Below are 24,806 nucleotides of genomic sequence, written 5' to 3'. Positions count from 1 at the left end.
GTACTATTGTGAATAGATTAATTTATCCCATATGAAAGGTGCTGTCAAGATTCTCAAAATTGGAAAATCCATACTACAACCAGTTTTGATGGAAGATAGCAGCACCTAAATGCCTTATTTCATAAGAGATCCTAAGGTCATACCATAACGGCGCTAACAAGCCGTGGGAGAGGAATGAAAACCTAACTAATTGTAGGTTCACTTTATCTAATATTAATGTATATTATGGATTATTTACATAATTTATATACTAATTGCATCATCACATGAATGCCCTTTTTGATATCCTCATAGTCTGTCCATTCATCTGGATGATGGGATATACCTTCTTTACTTGGTACATATATAAAATTTGTAGGCGCAAAATCTGCCATAATCATCGCATCATGCCCAGTTCCATTGTTGATGATCGTATATTTATAACCTAACTCTTTACAAATGTTCTCCATGAGCTCTACATTTTCTTTTACCATTACGCTAGGTGGAGTTGGGTTGCTGTAGCCTACTCGAGCCATTTCGATCAATTCTATCTCTACGTTTGTTTCTGCTTCGATAGAGTTTATTTCTTTCATCAATAGGTCATATAAATGAACATTTTTAAGCGTTGCTACATCAAAAGTTCTGATTTCTACTTTGGCTTGCACATACTCTGGTACGAATTGATGGGAATTAGGCGAGACTTCCAACTCTCCTACTGTTCCGGTAATGCTGGGGCTTAATGATTTAACAATTTGGTTCACGGCTAAAACAAATTTTGAAGCTGCAACCATAGCATCTTGTCTATTGTCCATGGGTGCTGTAGAGTCTGCTAATTTTCCATAGAAATTCACTTTATATCTACCGATTCCTGGAAGATATTCGACTAAACCAATATCAATATTATGATTATCAAGAACAGGTCCTTGTTCGATATGGAGTTCGATGAAGTTTTTAATGGAACCTTTTTCCCTTTTAGCCGCTTCTAAGTCAGGAATTAGACCATATTCTTTCATTGCCTCTCGTTTTGTTAAACCGTGTCTATTTTTAACAGTATCTAGTTCTTTTTCTGTTAACGTTCCAACGAGTGCCCGTGAATTTGAAACTCCTGTACCTGATCCAAATGTTTCACCTTCTTCAGCATTCATCGCAATGATTTCTATCGGGTATTCGTTTTCAATATTATTTTCGTGAAAAACACGTAAAATTTCTAACGCCGCGACTGTTCCGGCAACGCCGTCAAAAGCTCCGCCATTTACTACAGAATCATAATGCGAGCCAATCATAATTACTGGCGCATTAGGATTTTTCCCTTCTCTACGTCCGAATAATGTTGAGAATCCGTCTTCCCATACTTTTAGGCCGATTCTTTCCATTTCGTTTTTCAAATATTCTTTTGCTAATTTATCTTCATGAGAGTAGGATGACCTCGTAACCCCATTACCTGGGGTTGCCGTAAAAGTTGCTAATGTTTCGATGTCTTTAATTACTCTAGCCAGATTAACCTCCATACCTATCTTTCCTTTCAATTATATAATTGATAGTGTTTCTGGACTCATCGTAGCACTAGATAAATAGCGGAACAATACATGTTGGAGTTTAAGATTTTTAAATCTTATTTAGAATAAAATTTCTTTTATGTAAAAAATGTACGGGGTATGGAAATACATTCTTGAAATAGTTTGCTCAGTATATTTACTCGATCATGGCAGAAGCAGTAAGGAGTAATTTTGTATATGGAAGTGATCGCGTGATTTACTTAAGTTAAGTTAAATATTGTAGAGATGCGATTAGGTTAATGGGACCAAAATGAATGAGGAGATTTATGGTTTAGGTTTATACATAACAAAGATAAGGTGGAATAAGAGGATAAATGGCGATATCACAATATTTCACTATAGATTTGATAAGCTTTATTTTCCACTGATTATATTTTCATGATGTGAATGAATATTCAAAAGTAGATTAACGAATTTAAATGCTGAAAATATATTGTTGGCTATTTTTTAAAGTGATACTATGTGTTCAGAAAGAAGAGATGAAAGGGCTTCCTTTTATCTGTTTCAATCTCTAGAGATTAAGCGTATGTTTCCGGAGAACATGCAATAATGATCGCCTTCAGCTTTTTTTAAAAAAGGAATACCAAGAAATAGGAATAACAAGTTACATTATATTCAGTTACTAGTTTTTTATTATTTATAAAATATAAATTGAGAGCAAGGTGAAGAATTATGAGAACTGCTATTCAAAAATTTGGAAAAACGCTAATGGGGCCATTATCAATTATTGTAGCTTCAGGTTTGTTACTTGGTATTGTATCTATCCTACAAAATCCGTCTCTTGTCGGGGAAACCGTTGCGAACTTTGAAGCAGTTCAAAATTTTATAGGCGGAGTTCGGGCAATTGTTTCTATGATGTTTGGTCTACTGCCAATTTTGTTTGCTATATCAGTAGCTACCGGCTTAGCAAAAGAAGATAAAGAAATTGCAGGCTTTGCTGTAGTGATTGCTTTTATCATTTTTCATATCGTAATTGGCTATTTATTAGAATTAAAAGGTATTACACTTGAAACGACTTCTGTTGAATATTTAATGCAAGATGGATTAAACCAAATCAAAGCATTTGAAATCTCTAATGCCTATGAAACGATGTTAGGTGTATTTACGTACCGGATGGGAGTGTTTGGTGGAATACTTGTAGGATTATGGACTGCATTTATTCATAACAGATACCATACGAAGCAACTTCCTACAGCTTTTAGCTTCTTTAGTGGGAATCGTTTTGTGCCAATTGTTATTATTGTTACAATCCCGTTCCTTTCTATTATCACTTTCTTTATCTGGCCTTACTTTAATAGCGCCATCAATGGTCTAGGAAGCTTGATAAGTAAATCAGGAGCATTGGGTACTTTTATGTATGGGTTTTCTGAGCGGTTGCTTATCCCAACAGGACTCCATCATGTATTGAATCAATTAATTCGTTTTACACCAATTGGTGGTACAGCAGTAGTTGACGGTGAAACAGTATCAGGAGCATTATCGATTTTTAACTCCGTTATGGCATCATCACAACCTGATATTGATATATTAAGACAATCGACGCGCTTTCTAACTCAAGGTACTCATGCATTTATGGTATTTGGATTACCTGCCGCATGTTATGCCATGTATAAGACATCTTATTTGAAACAGCGTCCTAAGATTAAAGGAATGCTTCTTGCATCAGCACTTACTGCTTTTATCACAGGTATTACGGAACCAATAGAATTTGCTTTTATCTTTATTTCACCAGTTCTTTGGGTGTTCCATGCATTTATGGCAGGTTTATCTTTCTTAATCATGACTTTAATGGATGTTGCTGTCGGGAATGCTGGAGGCGGAATGATTGATCTAACTATTTTTGGAATTTTACAAGGTACGTATACGAGATGGTATTTGATTGTATTAGTAGGCATCGTGTATGCTGTAATTTATTACTTTGTGTTTAAATTCGTAATTGAGAAATTTAATATTAAAACACCTGGTAGAAGTGATGAGTCTGATTTAAATCAAGGAGATGAAGTTGTAGCATCAGATGATAACCATTTTGGAGCTAATATACTACAAGCATTAGGTGGCAAAGAAAATATTGTTGAAATTGATAACTGTATATCTAGATTACGGTTAGTATTAAACGACACCTCATTAGTAAATGAATCATTGCTAAAAGCAACGGGATCAATGGGGTTGGTTAAAATTGATAAGAAAAACCTACAAGTTGTCTATGGTCCTAAGGTAGAACAAGCTGCACGATCTTTAAAAAATGAAGTAAGGAAATAGGATAAAATGTTTACTGTAAATCTAATAAATAATGGTTCGTCTTCATGATGAACCATTCTATCCCGCCTATAAGGCACTGTGGGCCCTCCATTAGGAATTGGAGAATCTATACACAACAAGTCTAAGCGGGAGGTAGCAGCACCTAAGTTTCGTAAGGAACTTTTAGGTCGTACCATTACGGTACTAACTATCAGTGAGGGATGAAAGAAAACCCCACTGAAAGTTTACTTTATATATGAACATTTTTAGAGGAGGGAAGATTCACTAAAGCGATTGCGGTAGTGAAAAAACAGATGAAAACAATTTTTGTAAAAGATTATGACGAAATGTCAAAAAAGGGCTATGAAATAATAAAAGAAATGATTGAAACGAAAGAACAACCGGTTATTTCTATGACTACAGGCGGTTCACCAAGAGGATTATTTAAGTTATTTGTAGAAGATATTAAAAACGGCTTAGACATTAGCCAAACGACTATCTTGAATTTAGATGAGTATATGGGTCCTAAAGATGCTCCGTATACAGTACGAACATTTATGTATGAAAATTTATATAACTTAGTTGAAGCAAAGCCCAAAAATATATTCTTAATTGATGGGGAAGCTCAAGACACAGATAAAGAAATTGCCAGATATAGAGCCATTCTTGACCAATATCCTAGAGATGTGCAATTGTTAGGCTTAGGTACAAACGGTCATATCGGAGCGAATGAGCCGGGAACTCCTTTTGATTCAACAATTTTCTTAGCACAGCATGACGAATCAACCATCCAAAGCACGATGAGGGAGTATGGCATAGAAAGAGAAGATGCCCCAACAGAAATGATAACTCTTGGATTCACTGAAATCCTAGCAGCAGAAAAAGTTATCCTGCTCGTATCAGGGAAACATAAAGCAGAAGCAGTAAAAGCTTTACTGGAAGGCGAAATTACTCCGGACTGTCCTGCTACTGCATTAAGAAAATGTGAAAATGCAATTGTGATTATAGATGAAGAAGCTGCATCTCTGCTAGAAAAATAATTAATGAGGGGTCTGTTCACACTGTTATCAACAGTAGGGATAGGCCCTTATTGCATTGGTTTATTCTAACGTAGAGTTGTTGGGCGCTGTTATTATTGAGTTTAGGGATAATGGGGTAAATTATATTTGAAGTAAAAAAGTAGTTAGACTTAAAAAGTAAAATAAAATAGCCTGCCTGTCTTAATTACAGTAAGCAAATATGTGCAGAGAGCCTGAATAATATCGACAAAGACCTGTTTAGTTGTTTTTAAAAAAGATAACAGTAGCCAAAATTGTAAGATATTCAAATAAGGTATTCAAGGTATTTCCATTTTCCAGTTCCGAAAGTACAGCTGAAATTTGTTAATTATTAGCATGATTAGTAAACTTATAATGGAAGCGTAGTCGTTTGTGCCATCCTGTATGTACTTATTTCCTTTATACAAAATATATTTCCATAAAGGACAATTTTTATCATTTTAAAAAGGGGCTGAAAGCAGAAGGAGAAAGTAAACAGAAAGAGCAAAATATGAGGGAGGGGTAGTGTATTGAAAAAAGAAAAAGTTATGCTAGCACAACGGTTTAGGAATTTTGCTAAGCATGAATGTAAAGATTCCAGCGAATTATATGAATTTTTATCCAATCAAATTGCGGAGGATAAAGAAATATTAGAATTATGCACATATACAAGAGCAGGACAGCCGATTCCCAATATGTTATTCGGTGCGGTTCACTATTTATTATTAAAGGGCACAAGTCATGGGTTATGCGAGTATTACCCTAGCATTGTTCAGGAACCTAAAGATATCAAAGCGTCTTTTATTCCTTTTAAAGACTTTTGTCTCCATTATAAAGCTGAAATACAAACGCTTTTAGAAAGCAAGTTAGTTCAAACAAATGAAATAAAGCGCTGTGCTTATCTTTACCCAAGCTTTTGCTATATGTATAACATTACTAACAAGCCACTAGCTTTGATTGAAATTGGCACCAGTGCTGGGCTTCAACTGTTATGGGACACTTATAGCTATTCATATGGCAATAATAATGGAACGGTTTATGGTAATTTGCAATCATCTGTACATATAACTTCGGAGATTAAATCTGTGGGCAGCCCCTTACTCTATGTAGACAGCCCACCGGTAGCATGGAAAGTAGGTATTGATTTACATGTCAGCGATGTAAATGATCCAGCAGATGTACAGTGGTTAGAAGCGTTAATATGGCCAGAACATCAGGAAAGGTCGGCTTTGTTTAAAAATGCTGTGAAACAGATGCAGGAAAATCCAGTCAAACTAATCGAAGGGGACGGAGTGGCTTTACTTCCTGAGGTTGCTGGGAAAGCACCTACAGATGCAACCATTTGTGTTTTCCATACTCATGTTGCTAACCAAATATCAAAAGATTTAAAGCTAAAGCTACTTCAAAACATTAAAAAGATTGGCAACAAAAGAGACATCTTCCATCTTTATAATAACATATGGGATGGTGATCTTCATCTGGACTACGTAGTTGGGGGAAAGGAATATCATCATACAATTGGAGAGACAGATGGGCATGGTAGATGGTTCAGGTGGAATTTATTTGATGGCAAAGGATAATTTCAAGAGTTATGGTGGATGAGAAGCTAAAAAGCGAGGTGATCTAAAATTGCTAACTAACAACTATTATATGAAAGCTCCAATAACGATCAAAATTAGTCCACTATGAGTTAGTTTTTTAAGAGAGAAGAAACCACCAAATAGTCCGCATTTGGAGCCATTTATAATGAATGGCACTGGAAGGCGGTTGTTCATACAAAAGTATAAAATTAGCGGCTTGTGTAAAACAACATAATTGACTAGCCACGTCCAGTGCAAGCTCCGGCAACTAGGTAACTCCGCTCCATTGCCCTACGATAAGTCATCATCGGTTGAGATTAAAAGCGGGCTTGCTGCTCAGGCGTTGGCATTCCGGGTTTTAGTGGCATTGGTTCCTTTATCTCGTAAAAAGGCGTTGTAGGCCCCCCATTTAAGAATGGAAGGTGAGAGCAGCGCAAAATCGAAGTGGGAGGTAACAACGCCTAAATCCACGATTCGTTCATCTAACCATCAACGGAATGAAGAAAACTCCTACTGTAATGAAGGTTCACTTTATTTAGGATTCGTTCCATTATAAATGGGCTTCCTGTGCCTTTGTTGCTTAGTTTATTGGATATTTTTCTTCTTCTTGTTTGTCTTTTCTTGTGGTAAGATAAGAAAACAGGAGGTAGAATAATGCAATCATTCATCAAATTCAGCCATTTTATCGGAAAAACATTTGCTATATGGGTACTTCTAATAGCAGTAATTGCATTTTTGTTCCCAGAACAATTTTTATGGATTGGTAATTACATTTCTATCTTGCTTGGGTTTATCATGTTTGGCATGGGAATGACGTTATCCGTTCAAGATTTTCGTGAAGTGGTTCACCAACCGAAAAGTGTTGCTATAGGTGTTAGTTCACAATTTATATTCATGCCGCTTATCGCTTATGGTTTGGCAAAAGGGTTAAACCTGCCGTCAGAAATCGCTATTGGCGTTATTTTAGTTGGTGCTTGCCCAGGAGGAACGGCATCCAATGTGATGACATTTTTGGCAAAAGGAAACACTGCCCTATCGGTTGCTATAACATCTGTATCAACCTTGCTTGCTCCATTGCTAACACCAGCTATCATTTACTTTCTGGCAAGGGAATGGTTAGAAGTGTCGGCATCGAGCATGTTTATGTCTGTCGTGAAAATTGTCTTATTACCAATTGTTTTAGGCTTAATTGTCCAACTTTTCTTAAAAGAACAAGCAAAGAAAACGGTCGATCTGATGCCATTAATTTCTGTAGTCGCTATCGTTTTGATTGTCGCAGCAGTGGTCGCAGGAAGTAAGGACAAGATAATTGAATCTGGCTTGCTCATATTTGCTGTTGTCATTTTACATAATGGATTAGGCTATTTAATTGGCTTTTTCGTTGCAAAACTGTTTAAGTTAGAATTTATGGATCAAAAAGCTATTTCTATAGAAGTAGGGATGCAAAATTCAGGACTAGGCGCTGCACTAGCTGCTGCTCATTTCAGTCCATTGGCAGCAGTCCCAAGTGCTATTTTTAGTTTTTGGCATAATATATCAGGTCCCATACTTGCAACATATTGGGCGCAAAAATCAAATAAATGATTGACGGGCGCCTGCAGCTAGTAGGTGCCTTCAACGATAATAATGCCTTTTGTTAAATGGGTAGGATAGTTAAAAGCGAATTCATTATTTACAAACTAAATTGGGTAATTTGTTAATAATTTTCCTAATAAAGGGATTTTTAATTACGATCAAACAGGAACAAGTGACAAATACTATTCTTCGACCTGACGAACCATTAAAGGCGAGTCAGCATCTTTTGGGGCAGCGGCAATTGCAGCAGCTGTTGGACAACTCCTTTATACTTCTTCGTCAGAGCCATAAATATAGTATATAAGCTGATTCGGTCTTTACGGGAAACCTGTAGGGTTATGTGATTCGTTTTATCCATAGTTGGCTTACTCTTGCATAACAGTGAGTAGTGCATTTCGTTCTCTTAGATGAGAGGCTTTTCAAAGGGTAAGCCAATTTTTTCCGTGCAATGTGTTTTAATAATATCGGTTTAATGCTTTAGAGTTCTCCACCCTGCTTACATTGAAAAAGCCTTCAAACATATCTGTTAATCCGTAATTAGAGTTGCATTTCATACATTTATAACCCATCATCCTTTCTTTCGTTTGTATGAACTGAATCATCTCCCCTCATACTCATTTTTCTAAATCAATGTAAGTTATTTATAACCAACAAAGTACCCCATATTATGTGTAGACCTGATAATCAAAGCTTGATCTATTAGCATTGCAACAATAAACATATGTAATTTGTTAAGGGAATGTATACTGATAAATTATTATAAAGTTTGAAATGCTAAACATATATCTCAAGCTATTTCTGAATAAAAATTAAACATCAATTAGAAAAGGTGATTCTATGTCAAATACTCTTCCAAATCCGCATCGATACCCAGTTTGTGACCTGAAGAAGTGTTTATCTTCTTCCACCCATTTATTAAGCCAAAACAGGATAGAAGAGCAGCCTTTCCTGATGAAAATGAGCTAAATGATCGGTTTAAAATAGTTCCTTGGCAAACTTTTTAAACTTGTCTGGCATAGCTGATATAAACCAGCTTGATATAGTAGGTCTGCGAACGAGTATATCCGCTTTAGCTAAGGATAAAATGGATGAAGCAACTGCTATAACCATCGAACAGGTTTGTAAGGAGCAAGGCTTGTGGCAGCCTGGAGAGGGCAGACTACCAAATATCTTAATCCATCCTCTTTTGAAAGGTATTCAAAAAATTGGTCATGATTGGATATGGTGTGGTGATGAATTTGGAACTGAACGCAAATTAAAAAGTATATCTGAGTTGACCAACTCTCCCAATAATTAGATGAAGATACCAACTTTTTTACGCATCATAATGAACTGCCCATAACGACGCATTGAGATAGCCATTATTCCATGCTCTGTTCGACAAAAGAGTGCGAGCGAGCTCTTATTTAGAAGGGTTTTACTGCAATGATGAGACCGATATTTATTGAACCCTAAGTAGTCTGAGGGGTTAATTAGTGGGAAAAGGGAATAGTCCATCTATCATATTTTAATATGAATAGTGCAAAGGCTTGCTTTACGATAAAAACGGCAAACATTTTTCTAAACATGGTATAGTAATACATAAGGAGGTGGAGAGTTGAATCACAGATTCTTTCGGTCGTTCATAATACTGGTATTATTTGTATGTTTACTGTCGAGTCAAGCAGTCCAGAGAATAAATCAACTACCTAGTATGAAAGTAGAAGATACAACCATCACTTCTGTTGTACAAGCTTCTCAAGACGAAGCGATCCAAGTTACTTCACCTATTATTCCTATACCAAACGATGTTTCATTAGTAGCAAGAATGCCTCCTATGAAACAAGTCGTATTCCTTTCCAATTTAATGAAAGATTATTTTAACGATAGGGAACTCTATGTTACGGATACGATTCGAATGGTGGAATCAATGAAGTACCATTCTAATTATCTCTCTGTTCATGCTTCATAACGATTATGAAAGCATGAAAGGAGAATGAAAATTGAAGCAGTCCCAAGAAAAAGCAGAATGGAAAGAAGCATTCGTTTGTTATTTGGTGATTCTTATTATTTTTAGCATATTTTTAGGAACGATTGCAATTAGTGGAGAAATAGCAGGTACACACTGGATGAGCTATATAAGTAAATTTGAATGGGATATCAATATAGATTTATTACGACAGCTTTTCTTTCTTGAATAACGGAAAGCATCGTTTATGGTAGTGCATCCCAAGAGTTCGTTTATTACTCGAACTCCTGGGATGCTTTTTATTCCACGTGTAATAGCCAGCAAAAACTCTCCATCCATACTAGGGTGGTAATTTATAAATCCATAAGGGTAAGTTTGGAGGACTAACTGCAAGTCCTGTAAACTATGTTCAAAAGGCCTTTAGGGGAGGGCCACTCGGGTACTAATAACCCACGAAGGTATCTATCCGCTTATGTGAACCAATATCCAAGGACAGAATAATAAGCTATTTAAGCTATTACAAAGCTGATTTTAAAATTTCGACAATATCTGCAGCATCCAACTTTTTCAAATGTCCGACAGGCTGGGTGTTATTCTTCGTTGCTCGATTTGCCATTTCGACAAAATGTGTATCGTCTATTCCGAATTCACTCAAACGAGATTTCATTCCCATCCTGTTAAAGAAATCACGCGTTTTTTCTATACTCAGTTGAATAATTTCCTCTTTAGAATAAGCAAAAGGATCAATTTGGAATACACGGACTCCATACTTAACAAAAATATCTGGATGAAATTGGCTTACATATTGCATCCAAGCTGGGAAGACAACTGCCATCCCTTCACCATGGACAATTCCATACTGCCCGCTAATTTCATGCTCAATTCGATGTGACGCCCAATCTGGTTCACGCCCTAATTCTAAACTATTGTTATGCGCCATGACGGCAGTCCACATTATTTCAGCTCTTAAATCGTAATTTTCTAATTGATTCATCAATTTTTGCCCGCTGATTAAAAGTGATTGAATTGCGCCTTCGAGAAGAAAATCGGTTAAATTGACATTTTCGATGTTAGTGAAATATCGCTCTAAAAGATGCGTTAAAATATCGGATACGCCTACGCCAGTGTGATAACTTGGGAGTTTTACTGTAAATTCCGGGTTAAGAATCGAAAATGCCGGGATAATTAAATTTGTTTCAACACCTAGTTTATGCTCAGCGTTAGAAACAATGGTTGCGTTTGACATTTCGGATCCAGAAGAGGCAACTGTAGATATTACACCAATTGGTAATGCTTTTTCTACTTCTGCTTTACCAATAAAGAAATCCCAAGCATCCCCATCGTGCAATGCACCAAAGGCTACGGCTTTAGCTGTATCGATAACGCTGCCACCACCTACAGCTAAAATGAAGTCAATTTGATTTTCTTTTACAATGGTTACCAAGTGACGAATTAAAGTGATTTCTGGGTTGGGAACGATATTTCCATTTTTGAAAATCTTTATATTTTTCTCGGACAGCTTTGCTTCGATTGTGTCATAAATCCCTAAATCAAAGACGTAGTCGCCGCTATAGAGCACTAAGACATTTTTGGAATGACTCTCTGCGTCAATAAGCTCTCCAATACGACTTTCCTCACCTTTTCCAAAATAAATATTTGCTGGATTATAGTAGTTGAAATTTTGCATGATTAATTTAAACTCCTTTAACATATAAGTTTTTGTTGGGAGACGTATATCATTAAAGGAATCAATGAGATTAATAAATTAATTGCATATGATTACTTTGAAAGAATTCAATCCATTCATTAGATGGCTTTTGATCAGTAATAATTGTAGAAATATGAGAAAAGTCATCAATTAAATGAATGGTTCTAAAATCAAACTTTGTGTGATCCACTACTAAAAAGTTTTGCTCCGATTGCTGCAGGAACTGCTTTCTAATCAGTGATTCTTCTTCACTGTAATCCGTTGGACCAATGTGAAGACTAATGCCTGAACTACTTATGAATGCTTTGTCAATTAAGTATCTGGAAATAACAGCCTGGGCATTCACGCCAATAAAAGAGTGGGTTACATTTCTAAAGTTACCGCCAATTATAATTAACTTAATGGACTTATGATCTTTTAAGACGTTTGCAATATCTAATGAATTGGAAATTACTGTAACTTTTAATGTGGTCCTGTTTAATAAAGCTGCGATAGATAATGATGTTGTAGAACTGTCTAAAGCAATGGAATCACCATCTTCAATAAATTTCAAACATTTATTAGCCATAATTTGCTTTTCTTCTTTAAACATCGTTTCTCTTAATAAAACTGGTACTTCTTTATCAAACGTTTTGGGTTGGTAGGCTCCGCCACGAACGCGCTTTAATTTTTTTTCTTTCTCTAAAGTTGCTAAATCTTTGCGGATCGTTTCTTCTGTTACATTTAATCGTTTGCTCAAATCTGTCACTTTTACGCTACCAGTATGATTGAGTTGTTTTAAAATTTCTTGTAATCTGTCATATTTCATCAAAAGAATCTTTCCTTTACGATTTACTACTTGCACCTTATCACAAAACAAGTTAAAAGTAAACAAAACAAAGTATGGTTTCAAACTTTTTACAAATAAATTAAAATAAATCAAACTAAATTATTTTGAATTTCTTTGAAATGTATTGACAATCTGTTTTATCTCGCTTATGATTAATTCCGTTGGGAGCGTATACATAAAGTTTCATAAATAAATATAGCGGAAAGGAGTAAAGATTTATTTAAGGTTGGGGGGAGTCTTGTTTTCTAACTATCTTAGATAAGAGGAGAATCCTAATGCAGAAAAACGAAGAAAAAAACAAAATTTCCAATAAAGGGAAATTTATAGGGCTTGTTCCGCTAATCATCTTTTTGGCTTTATATATGTTAACTGGTTTGATCTCAGGTAATTTTGAAAATATGCCATTAATGATTGGAATATTAATTGCCTCAGGTATTGCATTAATGATGTCGAATAAAGACAACCCAACAAAGCTTGAAGAGCGTGTGACGATGTTTTGTAAAGGTGGCGGCGATCACACATTGATCTTAATGGTTATTATCTTTATTTTAGCTGGGGCATTTCATGGTGTAGCAAGTGGAATGAATGCTGTTGATTCGGTTACAAATTTAGGTTTAAGTGTTCTGCCTTCTAATTTGATTTTACCAGGCTTGTTTATAATTGGTTGTGTACTTAGCTTTTCAATGGGAACATCCATGGGAACGGTAGCGGCTTTGGCACCACTAGCGATTGATATAGCTGATAAAACCGGATGTAATATAGCACTGGTATGTGGGATTGTTGTAGGGGCTGCCATGTTTGGTGATAACTTGTCTTTTATTTCTGATACAACTATTGCTGCAACCCGTACGCAAGAAATATCTATGAAAGATAAATTCAAAGCAAACGTTCTAATGGTTTTGCCGGCAGTAGTAATTAATTTAATATTATTGGTTTTTGTTCCCATAGATACCGTTTCCATCTCTGGTTCTTATGAATACAGCTTGATAAACATTATTCCGTATTTGCTAGTTATCGTTTTGTCATTAATCGGTATTCAAGTAATTACAGTGATGGTTACAGGAATTTTTGCAGGTATGTTCATTGGTTTATACCATGGAGATTTTACGATTATCGAGTTCATGAAGATTGCTCATGATGGCATGAGGAGCATGGAAGATATGGCTATTATTGCTATTTTGGTTGGTGGACTTGTCGCATTGATGAAATATCTCGGAGGAATTGATTGGCTTCTTCATACACTTACTAGAAAAACGAAAACAGCACGTGGTGGAGAGTTATCTATTGCAGCTCTTGTTAGCCTAATGGATATTTCAACTACGAATAACACGATTTCGATTATAGCTGCAGGACCATTAGCAAAAGATATATCTGATGAATTCGGTATCTCGCGTTCACGTACAGCAAGTTTGTTAGATGTATTCTCTTCTGCATTTAATGGTTTGTTACCTTATGCTGGGCAATTATTAGTAATTGGTGGAATGGCAGGAGTATCACCTGTTAGTATTATGCCCTATAACTGGTACTCTATTTTAATGATTGTAGTCGGGTTAATTTCTATTGCAATAGGTTTTCCAAAAGGGAAAGATGTAAAGGTTAACTAATTATGTGAATTACTTAACAGTCAATATACGCAGGAGCTTCTCTTCTGAGACGGTTGTCCGACTCGTCTTATAATCAGCTTTGGGAAGTTCCTCGTTAGTGAAAATGAATATTCTTTTGTACCCTGAATATTTTACACATGGAAGGTATGAGTAGTATTCTCCATGAAACCTTTTATATTCAGTTATAAAAGAACAGCTTATATAATAATAGTAACATGTGTTAGGGAAAAAGACATGTCAAAGAACTTATAGAGGCTTTGGCGAATTTTGTTCCATTTTAAGAGTTCATGAAAGCTTTCGGAAATATATATGTCAATCAAAAAAGTCAACAGGAGGAGAGTACGTTGTCTAAATTTACACAGCATTTTTTAATGTCCCATAGAGATGTAAAAGAATTTGTGACCGAAGAGCTGGAGCTATTTTCTAAACATGCAAAACTTACGGTAAGTGAAATTGGCGATGGTAATATTAATTACGTGTTTCAAGTGGTCGATGAAACATCAGGAAAGAGTGTCGTCGTGAAACAAGCGGATGTATTACTACGATCTTCTGGTCGTCCACTGGATATTTCACGAAACAAAATTGAAGCAGATATTTTAAAAATACAGTACGATTTAGTGCCGGAATTTATCCCGGAAATTTTTAATTATCATGAAACGATGAGCGCACTAACGATGGAGGATATCTCTGCGTTTAAGAATTTACGTTATGAATTAATGGAGGAACAAATCTTTCCGAATTTTGCAGAAGAAATAAGTACTTTTTTAGCAAAGGCGCTATTACCAACAACGGATTTATGCTGGGATCGTCACGAGAAAAAAGAGTTGGTCAAGAATTTTACCAATGTAGATATGTGTGACATTAGTGAAGACCTTGTGTTTACAGAGCCGTATTATAACTATAAAGGCCAAAATATTATTATTGAAGCTAACCAACAGTTTGTCGAAGAACATATTTATCAGAATGACGCATTAGTCAGTCATGTAGCAACACTGCGCAACAAGTATATGAACAATGCCCAAGCTTTAGTACACGGAGATTTACATTCTGGCTCGATTTTTATTAATCAAGAGGGTATAAAAGTCATTGATCCGGAGTTTGCTTTCTATGGGCCGATGGGCTACGATATCGGGAACGTCATTGGAAATTTATTCTTTCCATTAGCGCGTGCTCATTATTACAATGGAGATAAGCAGTTTCAAGCATGGTTAGAACTTACCATTGCTGAGGTTTATGATCAGGTGAAGGATAAACTTGTAGCTGTTTATAATGAACGAGTAACGTTACCACTCTATACAAAGGCGATATTTAAGGCGTCTTACTTAGCTGAAGTGATGGCTGATTCTTTAGGATATGCAGGAACAGAAATCATTCGTCGTGTCATCGGTGATTCCAAAGTAAAAGAAGTGTCAGAAGCGCCGCTTGGAGAAGAACGTATTGCGATGGAACGTGCACTGCTTAAGATGGGAATAGAATTAATTACACAACGGAAAGAGATCGTAACAGGTACGGAATTAGTTCGCCGTTTTAATATGATAATGGCTTAACTACGACTTGAGGAGGTTGTTGAAGATGCAACGTGCTGATTATGATTTGCCATTTTTATTGACATATGAGAATGTAGCTTGGTATGAAAATGGCAAAGTAAGAATATTAGATCGCCGGATTTACCCGACAGAAGTGCGGTTTGTAGAATGTACGACTCACCAAGAGGTTGCCCAAGCGATTACAGATATGGTGACGCAAAGTGCCGGACCATATACGGCAGCTGGTATGGGCATGGCTTTAGCGGCTTATGAAACGCGGGGAAAAAAAGAAGCAGAGCAAGTAGCTTTTTTAGAAAAAGCAGCTCACACGCTTGCTTATGCACGACCAACCACGGCCAACCGAATGGGAAAAATCACAAAGGGATGCTTCAACGTAGGAAAAGCAGCGCTAGCAAAGGGTGAGGATCCGATTGAAGCTATTTTTCTATCAACGGTAGATTCTTTGAATCGCCGGTATTCGATTATGGATCAAGTGGGCAAGCATTTAATCAAGTTGATGCCTCATAACGGAAAGATCTTAACACAATGCTTCGGAGAAACTATAGTCGGCACCTTCCTGCGAGCTGCGAGATCAGAAAATAAAGATTTGGAGATTTTTTGTGCAGAAACACGCCCGTATTTGCAAGGTGCACGTTTAACCTCTAGCTGTGCAATTGATTTAGGCTTTCCAACAACGGTCATTACTGATAACATGGTAGCCTATGCAATGGAATATAAACATATTGATGTGTTTACGTCAGCAGCTGATTCGATCGCAAGGGACGGTCATATAGCCAATAAAATTGGTACCAATCAGATGGCTATTGTCGGTCAACACTATGAAGTTCCTTACTATGTTACAGGGATTCCAGATACAGATAAGCAGACAAAGGAAGATATTGTGATTGAAGAACGTGATCCAAAACAAGTGTTAGCGTATCGGGGAATCCCCAATACATTAGCAGGAGTTCAAGCTATCTATCCGTCTTTTGATATTACTAGCCCATCGCGAATAAGCGGAATTGTAACAGATAAAGGTGTCTATTCTCCTTATGATTTAGCTACATATTTTTCTGAGGAAGAGACCCGTTTTTATTAAAAAGCAGGCCATATAAAAAATTATGAGTCATATCTTTTGCCATCATCATCTTTGGAAAGGATGGATGACCAGGATCACAGGATGAGTTTTTCACGCGAATAACTGGCAGTAAGACATCTGACTTAATCCTATGCGTAAAGCACTAAAACATTAGAAGTGGAGGGTCTAACTGGCAAGTCGATTGCCAAACTTTGTTCGGGTGTTTAGGTCATACTCTTGCGTACTACTAATCAGTTGAGGAAGTAAAACCCCTGCTGATGGAAGATTCACTATGTGATCATGTGAGAAAACTATAATGAGTGAGGATAATACAATGAAATATGTTGAAAAACGGAAACAAATTGTGGAATATGGAAATAAACTATTAGAAGAGAAGCTAACGACTGGTACCGGGGGAAATATTAGTATATTTATTCGCGAAGACCAAGTGATGCTGATTTCACCAAGCGGTATTCCTTATCCAGAGATTAAAGAGGAAGATATCGTACTACTAAATCTTGAAGGTGAGGTTTTGGAAGGTAATCGTAAGCCTTCCAGCGAGTACGATATGCACCGCATTTTTTATCAACGAACAGCCCATGTGAACTCGGTGGTGCACACCCATTCGGAGTATGCGACTGTATTTGCTTGTTTACATGAGGAAATCTTGCCACTACATTATATCATTGGATCAGTGGGCAATAAAATTCGCTGCTGTGATTATAAAACGTTCGGTACGTATGAATTAGCAGAAGAGGTTTTCCATAAGATAGGGAATGATAAAGGCTTGCTTCTTGGTAATCATGGGGTTATTGCCGTTGGCGGAGATTTACCTGCGTCTTTTTCAGTTGCAAAAGATATTGAATTTATTGCAAAGCTCTACTACCGTGCGCGTAGTATAGGCAAACCAGTCCTTTTATCAGACGAGGCACTTGAAGAGGTTGTTGAAAAATTTGATACGTACGGGCAATTAAGGACATACGGTCAAGAGTGAGTTAAATATGTTTTCTGTGTAATGGATCAGACAAGAAGCATCGAAAAGGTGGTGCTTCTTTTTTTTGAGAGAGAAGAAAGTATAAAAATTTTGGCATTGGGATACCGATATAACGGAATAGCCACGTCCGGCGCATGAGCCCAGCAACTAGGTACCGCCCTACGATAAGTCATCATTGGTTAGTTGCTACGTTGCTAAACGGGCGCTTTCGCCTTTGTTCGTGGACAAAGGATGTTCAAAAACTTAGCTGAATTCGACACCAGTGGGATTTCTTGTAAAAATAAATCATTATGCAACCAAATAAACTCCCTATCAGTGTTCACAAGAAGGAGTTTATTTGTATTAGTTTGAAAATCATATCCCGCGTATCATCTGCTGTAAACTTCTTTCTTCAAGGAGTTGGATAACGTTTAAGTGAAAGATAACATAAATAACCGATTTGTTTAACCGACCTTAGATATATATTATTATAATACTAACCTAACCATCGGTTTAAGGGTGAAAGAAGCATATGCTAATGGGTAGCATAAATAAATCCATCGTGTTAGCATTGTTCAAAACGGGTAATACATAAAGAAACGCATCCATAAATGGAAGCAAATCATCTTTTTAATGATTTGTTATGGCGTAAACTAAGTTATGTATTTTCTCAAATTATGCAGAGGAGGAATAGAGTGAAACAGCAACAGCTCGTTTTAAATGAACGCCCAAATGGATTGCCGAATGTTAATACGTTTGCCTTTAAAGAGATTGATGTAGAGAATCCTGGTCATGAGCAACTATTGTTAAAAACGTTATATGTTTCCGTTGACCCATATATGCGTGGGAGAATGGTAGATGGTCCTTCGTATATAGAACCATTCCAAATCGGAGCCCCGTTAAACGGCGGTGTCGTCGCTCAAGTTGTCACTTCAAAAAGTGAGCAATTCCAACAAGGTGATATTGTCACTGGAATGCTGGACTTTCAAGAGTATCATGTCGTTAAAGCCGATCAAGTGCGGAAGGTAAATACATTTGGCTTACGTCCAAGTGTTGCTCTTGGACCTTTGGGAATGCCGGGGTTGACAGCTTACTTTGGCATGATGAAGATTGGCAAACCAAAACAAGGGGAAACGGTAGTTATTTCAGGTGCAGCGGGGGCAGTCGGTCAAGTGGCAGGGCAGCTGGCTAAGAGAGCAGGCGCTCACGTAATAGGGATTGTCGGTTCCAAAGAAAAAGCAAACTATATTACAGAAACATTAGGCTATGATGACGCAATTGTCTATAAACACGAAGATGTGCCACAGCAATTAAAGGAAACCTGCCCAAATGGAATCGATATCTATTTTGAGAATGTTGGAGGAGAGATTTCTGACGCTGTATGGCCGTTATTAAATACATTTGCACGTGTACCAGTATGTGGTGCTATTTCTGCTTATAATTTGGAAGCGGGAGAACGTGATATCGGTCTCCGAGTACAAACATATTTGATTAAAGCTAGAGCCAAAATGCAAGGCTTTTTAGTAGGTGATTTTGCGGACCACTTTAAGGAAGCATATGAAGAGTTAGGAAAAGCAATAGCCAGTGGGGAGATAAAATATGAAGAGACTATCAGAGAAGGGTTTGAATCAATTCCTGATGCGTTTATCGGTTTGTTTACAGGCGAGAACATCGGGAAGCAACTGGTGAAGGTAGCGGAGCAAAAGTAAAAATAGAACATATAATTGGAGCACAATCTATAAAGCAGATTGTGCTCTCTAGTTTTGGTGTGATGGTTGATTCTTTATATTAATATGCAACTTATTAATAATATGTGTATTTTAAAGAAATTGCCTTGCCGTATGAAACAGCTAACTTTTGTAATTCCTTCAAACAGGGTACAATAACCCTGAAAGGAGCATTTATACGTATGCAAATTAAAGACGAACTACCAGAAAGCATAAAAGAGCAATTAGAACATTACAAGACAAATTCCACAACCTATACAGCGCTAATCAGGGAAGGCGGCTATATGCCACCGAATAAGGAAATAGTCACTGATGCTATTACAGCTCTTTTATTGGGAAAAAACATTTTACTAAAAGGTCCAACTGGAGCCGGGAAAACAAAGTTTGCTGAGACATTATCCAATCTGTTTCAACAGCCCATGTTTAGCATCAACTCCTCGGTCGATATAGATGCAGAAAGCTTGCTTGGCTTTAAAACACTTAATTATGAGGGGGAAAAGCAAGTAATCGAATTTATCCCTGGTCCGGTGATTAAAGCAATGGAGCATGGAACTTTTTTATATATAGATGAAATTAATATGGCAAAGCCAGAGACACTTCCAATCATAAATGGCGTGCTGGACTACCGACGTTCGATTACGAATCCTTTTACAAATGAGTTGGTTACAGCACGTACCGGATTTAACGTTATTGCTGCAATTAATGAAGGTTATGTAGGTACTGTTCCATTAAATGAGGCACTTAAAAATCGATTTATCGTGATTGAAATTCCTTATATTCAAGGAGAACAACTAAAGCAGTTAATTCTCGGTAATACACAGCTGGTTGACGAGACGGTAATTGATTTATTTGTAAAATTGTCCAATGACCTTATTCAAGCAGTAGCTCAAGGGAAAATTGCAGAGGATGGAGCTTCTATTCGTGCCTTATTAGATGCTTGCGATTTAAGCAAACATATACCTGCTAGACGTGCTATTCAACGGGCGATCGCTGATAAATTGGATGAAGACCGTGAACGAGAATTTGTCATGAGTTTAGCGGAAACATTATTTAGTTAGGAGTATGGATGATGTATCGATTTCATCACAGCACCATAGACACCGATTTATTTCGTCAGTTACAAGACTTGGCTGCTGTTTTATCAGGAATCCCTGATCTCAAACTTATCTATCGGTTTGGTTCGTATATTGACCTAGTCGATCGGGAAGTAAGTGCAAGCAGAACTTGGGATACTGCAAAAAGGGAATATCAAGTAGCCGGCTTGAAAACGGATATTTACTTACGAACAATTGGCTCGCTCTTTTATACAGATGTACAGGCAATGCAACAATACGTAGAGACATTAAGCGGTTCGTCATTGTCTAAATTTGGTGGACAATTATTTGCTTTATTAGAAGATATACGGCTCGAGGAAAGAATTAAGCAGGATCGACCCGGCACGAGGGGAGCATTTTCAATCAGAAAAAGCTATTTAGAGCATCAATTTGACAATGATCGTGCTGCCCATGTAACGAGGGGGCTTGCCCTTGATGAATTATTCTGTTTAATTTATTTACGCATCCAGGCTGATGTTCCGGAGCCGAGTTTTCCAAGAGCAACATTTAAGCAGCTTGAACAACTTGAAAAGCTTGCTCCATGTTTATTTGCAGTCTTTGAAGCGAAAAACACGCGCGATATTGCGCGAATTTCGCTCGACATCCTTAAAGAATTGTCGGCCAATAATTATATCGACATGCTTCACGATTATTTTGTACTTCCAATCAGCCATGTCGATGCTTTTTCTAAAAATACTTTATTTGATGAATTAACTCGAACGGACGCATTGGAAAATGACGATAAAGAAGATTTGGATGAAGACAAAAACGAATATATTGACGAAACGTTTTCGACATGGCATAGAGAAAACGAGAACAGCAACCGCAAGCAAACTTTTCTGCAGTTTGAACTAGAGGTTGGAACGAAAACCAATTTGAAGGGAAATGGAGCAAGGGAAACAGAAGATGGCGATCAAGCTATGGGAACGATACAGGGTGCTTCAGGTCAAACAAAAAACAAAGATTACTCGGATCTAGAGTCACTAGATAAGCAGGAAAATAAGCAAGGGAAACGTGATCAAGATAAATATGGAGGAGAGAATAAAGATGCAGTAAAGCTGATTAAACGAACTGTAACCCCAACCGAATCAGAGTTATCCCTATATGATAAGTATGTGAATGATGTCGAGCCGTATAAGCGAAAGCTGGCAAATATACTAAAAAAGGCTTTGGAGCATAAACAGAACGCCCCTAGAAAAGATATTATGGCTGGGCGTTTATCCAGAAAGCTGCTGCCCATTTTCCTTGATGAGAAACCGCGAATTTTCTATAAAAAGAACGAGGAGGCAAAGGAGTTTGATGCCGCATTTACGTTATTAGTTGATTGTTCGGCTTCCATGTATGGGAAAATGGAGGAAACAAAGCGTGGAATTGTGTTATTTCACGAAGTGCTAAAAGCTTTTCATATTCCGCATTCCATTATTGGTTTTTGGGAAGATGCAATGGAAGTGAAGGAGCATTATCAACCAAACTATTTTCATGTCATTCATTCTTTTACGGACTCTTTTTATGCATCTAACGGCCCTAAGATAATGCAACTTGAACCCCAAGAGGATAATCGCGATGGGTTTAGTATTCGTGTAGCCACGGAGGAGCTTGCTGCCAGACGAGAGAAGAATAAATTTTTACTTGTGTTTTCAGACGGAGAGCCAGCCGCTGCAAACTATAATCAAAATGGAATTGTGGATACGAATTTAGCAGTAATAGAGGCAAGGAAGCAAGGAATAGAAGTAATTGGTACATTTCTGGCCGACGGTGAGATTGATGAGCTTGAGGATCAATGGATGCAAAATATTTATGGAAGAGAAAGAATACTTGTTCCAAATGTAGCAGAGCTTCCCAATCATTTTGCACCACTTATAAAAAAATTGCTATTAAAGACGCTTTAGTATCAGTGTGACGCATGATAACATGGTCGCCTTGGAAACGAGCATTTCTAGCGTGTCCTCAAGAATGTTTGCTATAGAAGCAAGTATTTCTGTTGCCAATCAGAGCATCGCTGTCAGGGAGTTGGGAAGGTTCACGAAAAAACTGAATAAAAACAACTGCTTACCAATTAATCCAGCCTTAAGAGGTAATAAAGATGTACCATCTGTAAGTTAGGTATTCTTACATTATAAAGGGGGTGTCCCAGTATTTCGTTTGCGAACAGCTCCTTTTTTCGCAGAAGAGAAAACTGCTTGTCATAGGGGATAGTCAAAAATTTACAAAATTAATAGATTTTTATCTCATTGTGCGATAAAATTGAAGCAATATTTCTACATTTAATATGGTAATTTGGAAAAGGGTTGTTGGGGATGTCGTATCAAAACAATGTGTTTAAGTTTCTTTTTTCAATGGAAGACCATTTAGTGCAAATAAAATATGCAGAAAGAATTCGGAACTTCTGGAAGGGTATTGGTGTTTTAATAGTTTGTACGATTTTGTTATATGGCTTAATGGCTTATATAGGGATGGGTACGGCCATTCTTTCTCCGAATATAGCAAAACTCAGTCCATTGGAATATGAGCAGCAGAAATTTTGGTTTATGGTTGGCAGAATGGGATATGCTGGCTTGTTTGCAGGATTGGTTTTATTTGTCCCATCATTATTCTACTATGCTCTTACCGGGATACCTTATCGTAAAATAGTGACAATGCAACAAATGGTTTTACTTGTTATGTTAGTAGAACGTTTGACTTGGATTCCGCTTGCTATGTGGAATGGGCTGGATTGGTACGTTTCTCCGCTATCATTCGGGATAATTGCTTCCTATCTTACAGAACATGAGTACTTCACTTATTTTTTTGGAATGATTTCGTTATTTCAAATTTGGATCATCGGGTTTCAAGTGAAGTATTTAAGTTTTTTCTGTGAAATAAAGAAGCTTTGGTTATGGCTGATGGTGATTGGGTTGCACGCGTTTTATTGGGCTATGGCTTCTGTGCTGGCATTTGCGGATCAATACTTACTAAATGGGTGGTTTCATTAATGTCAAATAAAAGAAAGCGATTACAGATGATTGCTGTTGCCTTATTTATCGGCTTGAATATTTTGTTGGTTTATATGGATGATGACAGGAAAGTAGACCGCATTGCATATGTTTCTGATTGGACAGCGGTTTTGCAATCTGATTTGGAAAAGAAATTACATACTATAGGTGTGTTAGCATCTACACAAGAAAATCATGTTTATTTTGACCCATCAACTGGGAGCTTTGAAGCTTTTGCAGTGGAAGAAGGGAGTTCGGTGCAGGCTGGTGATGCGCTATTTTCCTATAAAGTAGCTCGTTATCAAGAAGCATTGTCTAAATTGCTCGAAAAGAGAAACCAGTTGACAGACGAAATAGCAGCGGTTGAACAAGCAATTACCCAAATGTCAGCGTTGCAAATACCTGATGTCAATTTAGAAGCAGATGCCGGTCTGGAATGGACAGAGGAAGAGCTTAAAATTAAAATTCCCCAAGACCCTGTTCAGGCAAATTTAGTAAAGCAGCAGTTTTTGTTGGAAAAGGAACAAGAAGTAGCACAGAAGCAAGCTGCGTTGGCAAGTGTGGACAGACAATTAGCTGAGCTGGAGGAAACGGGTGATACGATTACAGTTGAAAGTCCATATGAAGGAGTAATAACGCAGCTTTCTGAACAATTAAATGATCCAATTATCACTGTTTCTGGTAAGGAACTGCGTGTGACAGGGGAACTAACGGAACAAGAAAGAGTGTATGTTAAAAAGAACCTACCTGTCGATATGGAGGTTATCGAGTTAAACAAGTCATTAACTGGAACAGTAGCACAAGTGAGTGAAACACCAAAGGAAGAAGCTGCTGCAAAAACTTCCAGTATTTATCCGTTTATCATTGAGCTAAAGGAGCCTAATGAACAAGATGCAGCTGGGGATAGTATAGATGGAACGGAAGATAATGAACAGGCTAAAAAATCAAAGGATAAGAAAGTGGAAGGTCAAGAGCAGCTTCCACCTGCTGTAGAAAGAGAATTTTTACCAGGATATCATGTGAATATAGACATAATAACAGATACTTCAAAAGAAGCTCCTGTACTGAACGAAGCAGCGATCTTTCAAAATTTTGCTTGGAAGATGACGAAAAGTGGTAAGGTGATACGCCAGAAACTAACGACAGGTATTGAGGAAGGAGACCGGATTGAGATAACATCAGGACTAGATATAGGAGATAGAGTAGTTTTGCAGCCGGAAAGTCACTTACGTTCACAAGCCGCATTTATTACACCTTTAAAATGGGAGAATGGATTCAAGAGCACGATGTCACCAAAGGGTATGGATTGGTTTGCGTTTTTCGTGACGGGGATAGTAAGCAGATAAAAAGCTAGGAAAAAAATAGCTGATTAAAAAAATGAC

General features: G+C 37.2%; 19 protein-coding genes. 16 read left to right on the top strand and 3 right to left on the bottom strand.

All coding sequences use genetic code 11. The features are described 5' to 3' along the window. Nucleotides 1–230: 230 nt before the first annotated feature. On the bottom strand, nt 231–1,487 hold the full coding sequence (locus D1839_RS15120; RefSeq protein WP_120380732.1) for a M20 family metallo-hydrolase: 1,257 nt from the start codon (nt 1,485–1,487) through the stop codon (nt 231–233). A gap of 720 nt (nt 1,488–2,207) precedes the next feature. On the opposite strand from D1839_RS15120, the gene D1839_RS15115 reads away from it, so the two are divergent. From D1839_RS15115 to D1839_RS15085, 7 genes are all read left to right on the top strand, one after another. Next, complete coding sequence (locus D1839_RS15115; RefSeq protein ID WP_120380731.1) at nt 2,208–3,794, top strand: PTS transporter subunit EIIC; 1,587 nt, start codon at nt 2,208–2,210, stop codon at nt 3,792–3,794. Between the two features lie 293 nt (nt 3,795–4,087). Then, nucleotides 4,088–4,813, top strand: a complete 726-nt coding sequence (locus D1839_RS15110; RefSeq protein WP_120380744.1) for a glucosamine-6-phosphate deaminase — start codon at nt 4,088–4,090, stop codon at nt 4,811–4,813. Nucleotides 4,814–5,340: 527 nt separating this feature from the next. Continuing rightward, the gene (locus D1839_RS15105) at nt 5,341–6,390 is read left to right on the top strand and encodes a DUF2332 domain-containing protein (RefSeq protein WP_199690227.1); all 1,050 of its coding nucleotides are present in this window, start codon (nt 5,341–5,343) and stop codon (nt 6,388–6,390) included. 654 nt (nt 6,391–7,044) lie between these two features. Further along, nucleotides 7,045–7,974: a bile acid:sodium symporter family protein gene (locus D1839_RS15100; protein ID WP_120380730.1), complete on the top strand. Its 930-nt coding sequence runs from the start codon at nt 7,045–7,047 to the stop codon at nt 7,972–7,974. Nucleotides 7,975–8,953: 979 nt separating this feature from the next. Beyond that, on the top strand, nt 8,954–9,262 hold the full coding sequence (locus D1839_RS15095; RefSeq protein WP_120380729.1) for a hypothetical protein: 309 nt from the start codon (nt 8,954–8,956) through the stop codon (nt 9,260–9,262). A gap of 300 nt (nt 9,263–9,562) precedes the next feature. Continuing rightward, on the top strand, nt 9,563–9,916 hold the full coding sequence (locus tag D1839_RS15090; RefSeq protein ID WP_120380728.1) for a hypothetical protein: 354 nt from the start codon (nt 9,563–9,565) through the stop codon (nt 9,914–9,916). 31 nt (nt 9,917–9,947) lie between these two features. Beyond that, complete coding sequence (locus D1839_RS15085; protein WP_120380727.1) at nt 9,948–10,145, top strand: hypothetical protein; 198 nt, start codon at nt 9,948–9,950, stop codon at nt 10,143–10,145. 285 nt (nt 10,146–10,430) lie between these two features. On the opposite strand, the gene D1839_RS15080 is transcribed toward D1839_RS15085, so the two are convergent. Further along, a complete protein-coding gene (locus D1839_RS15080; protein ID WP_120380726.1) occupies nt 10,431–11,600 on the bottom strand; it encodes an iron-containing alcohol dehydrogenase in 1,170 nt (389 codons plus the stop codon). Between the two features lie 70 nt (nt 11,601–11,670). Next, a complete protein-coding gene (locus D1839_RS15075; RefSeq protein ID WP_120380725.1) occupies nt 11,671–12,429 on the bottom strand; it encodes a DeoR/GlpR family DNA-binding transcription regulator in 759 nt (252 codons plus the stop codon). 296 nt (nt 12,430–12,725) lie between these two features. On the opposite strand from D1839_RS15075, the gene D1839_RS15070 reads away from it, so the two are divergent. The 9 genes from D1839_RS15070 to D1839_RS15030 all read left to right on the top strand — a co-directional run bounded on the left by D1839_RS15070 (nt 12,726) and on the right by D1839_RS15030 (nt 24,770). Beyond that, nucleotides 12,726–14,054, top strand: a complete 1,329-nt coding sequence (locus D1839_RS15070) for a Na+/H+ antiporter NhaC family protein (protein ID WP_120380724.1) — start codon at nt 12,726–12,728, stop codon at nt 14,052–14,054. Nucleotides 14,055–14,398: 344 nt separating this feature from the next. Next, the gene (gene mtnK, locus D1839_RS15065) at nt 14,399–15,601 is read left to right on the top strand and encodes an S-methyl-5-thioribose kinase (RefSeq protein ID WP_286164828.1); all 1,203 of its coding nucleotides are present in this window, start codon (nt 14,399–14,401) and stop codon (nt 15,599–15,601) included. Between the two features lie 25 nt (nt 15,602–15,626). After that, complete coding sequence (locus tag D1839_RS15060; protein ID WP_120380722.1) at nt 15,627–16,679, top strand: s-methyl-5-thioribose-1-phosphate isomerase; 1,053 nt, start codon at nt 15,627–15,629, stop codon at nt 16,677–16,679. 313 nt (nt 16,680–16,992) lie between these two features. Beyond that, entirely contained in the window at nt 16,993–17,652 is a 660-nt protein-coding gene (locus tag D1839_RS15055) for an L-fuculose-phosphate aldolase (RefSeq protein ID WP_120380721.1), read from the top strand. A gap of 674 nt (nt 17,653–18,326) precedes the next feature. After that, nucleotides 18,327–19,340: an NADP-dependent oxidoreductase gene (locus tag D1839_RS15050; RefSeq protein ID WP_120380720.1), complete on the top strand. Its 1,014-nt coding sequence runs from the start codon at nt 18,327–18,329 to the stop codon at nt 19,338–19,340. Nucleotides 19,341–19,540: 200 nt separating this feature from the next. Continuing rightward, complete coding sequence (locus D1839_RS15045; RefSeq protein ID WP_120380719.1) at nt 19,541–20,416, top strand: AAA family ATPase; 876 nt, start codon at nt 19,541–19,543, stop codon at nt 20,414–20,416. Nucleotides 20,417–20,427: 11 nt separating this feature from the next. Then, nucleotides 20,428–22,341 carry a vWA domain-containing protein gene (locus D1839_RS15040; protein ID WP_120380718.1) on the top strand — a complete coding sequence of 638 codons (1,914 nt, stop codon included), beginning with the start codon at nt 20,428–20,430 and terminating at the stop codon, nt 22,339–22,341. 462 nt (nt 22,342–22,803) lie between these two features. Beyond that, the gene (locus tag D1839_RS15035; protein ID WP_199690225.1) at nt 22,804–23,424 is read left to right on the top strand and encodes a hypothetical protein; all 621 of its coding nucleotides are present in this window, start codon (nt 22,804–22,806) and stop codon (nt 23,422–23,424) included. Next, entirely contained in the window at nt 23,424–24,770 is a 1,347-nt protein-coding gene (locus D1839_RS15030; RefSeq protein WP_158589677.1) for an efflux RND transporter periplasmic adaptor subunit, read from the top strand. Before D1839_RS15035 ends, D1839_RS15030 begins: the two co-directional genes overlap by 1 nt. Nucleotides 24,771–24,806: the final 36 nt, after the last annotated feature.

It is taken from the genome of Roseburia sp. 1XD42-34, assembly GCF_009917385.1.
GTDB lineage: Bacteria > Bacillota > Bacilli > Bacillales > Amphibacillaceae > Virgibacillus.
This window is presented reverse-complemented; position numbering and strand designations above follow the sequence as displayed.

Excerpts from the sequence above, each read along its gene's own strand:
- D1839_RS15040 (WP_120380718.1), top strand. The coding sequence starts at position 20,428 with ATGTATCGATTTCATCACAGCACCATAGACACCGATTTATTTCGTCAG.
- D1839_RS15030 (WP_158589677.1), top strand. The coding sequence starts at position 23,424 with ATGTCAAATAAAAGAAAGCGATTACAGATGATTGCTGTTGCCTTATTT.
- D1839_RS15080 (WP_120380726.1), bottom strand. The coding sequence starts at position 11,600 with ATGCAAAATTTCAACTACTATAATCCAGCAAATATTTATTTTGGAAAA.
- D1839_RS15110 (WP_120380744.1), top strand. The coding sequence starts at position 4,088 with ATGAAAACAATTTTTGTAAAAGATTATGACGAAATGTCAAAAAAGGGC.
- D1839_RS15075 (WP_120380725.1), bottom strand. The coding sequence starts at position 12,429 with ATGAAATATGACAGATTACAAGAAATTTTAAAACAACTCAATCATACT.
- D1839_RS15120 (WP_120380732.1), bottom strand. The coding sequence starts at position 1,487 with ATGGAGGTTAATCTGGCTAGAGTAATTAAAGACATCGAAACATTAGCA.
- D1839_RS15115 (WP_120380731.1), top strand. The coding sequence starts at position 2,208 with ATGAGAACTGCTATTCAAAAATTTGGAAAAACGCTAATGGGGCCATTA.
- D1839_RS15070 (WP_120380724.1), top strand. The coding sequence starts at position 12,726 with ATGCAGAAAAACGAAGAAAAAAACAAAATTTCCAATAAAGGGAAATTT.
- D1839_RS15100 (WP_120380730.1), top strand. The coding sequence starts at position 7,045 with ATGCAATCATTCATCAAATTCAGCCATTTTATCGGAAAAACATTTGCT.
- D1839_RS15045 (WP_120380719.1), top strand. The coding sequence starts at position 19,541 with ATGCAAATTAAAGACGAACTACCAGAAAGCATAAAAGAGCAATTAGAA.
- D1839_RS15060 (WP_120380722.1), top strand. The coding sequence starts at position 15,627 with ATGCAACGTGCTGATTATGATTTGCCATTTTTATTGACATATGAGAAT.
- D1839_RS15055 (WP_120380721.1), top strand. The coding sequence starts at position 16,993 with ATGAAATATGTTGAAAAACGGAAACAAATTGTGGAATATGGAAATAAA.